1 pseudogene is annotated in these 232 nt (G+C 69.0%); it reads right to left on the bottom strand.

Going from position 1 to position 232, the window contains the following annotated elements:
• Positions 1-232, bottom strand: a pseudogene (locus IG84_RS0137555) (biotin synthase BioB); the annotation flags it as partial.

Below are 232 nucleotides of genomic sequence, written 5' to 3'. Positions count from 1 at the left end.
GACGCGGTCCTCGTAGGTGTGCGTCGTGGTGATCTTCCCGTACGTCGCCTCGGACGTGTTGAGGTTGTGGTTGTAGGCGTCGGCGCCCGCGTCCTTCAGCCGCGACGCCTGGCCGTCGGAGAGCAGCCCCAGGCAGGCGCACACCTCGACGCCCTCGTTCTGCTCCTTGATGGCCGAAATGGTCTGCGAGACGCGGTCCACGTCCTTGTCCGTGGGGCCGCGGCCGCTGGCC

Source organism: Streptomyces ochraceiscleroticus, from assembly GCF_000720485.1.
Classification (GTDB): Bacteria; Actinomycetota; Actinomycetes; order Streptomycetales; family Streptomycetaceae; genus Streptomyces; species Streptomyces ochraceiscleroticus.
This window is presented reverse-complemented; position numbering and strand designations above follow the sequence as displayed.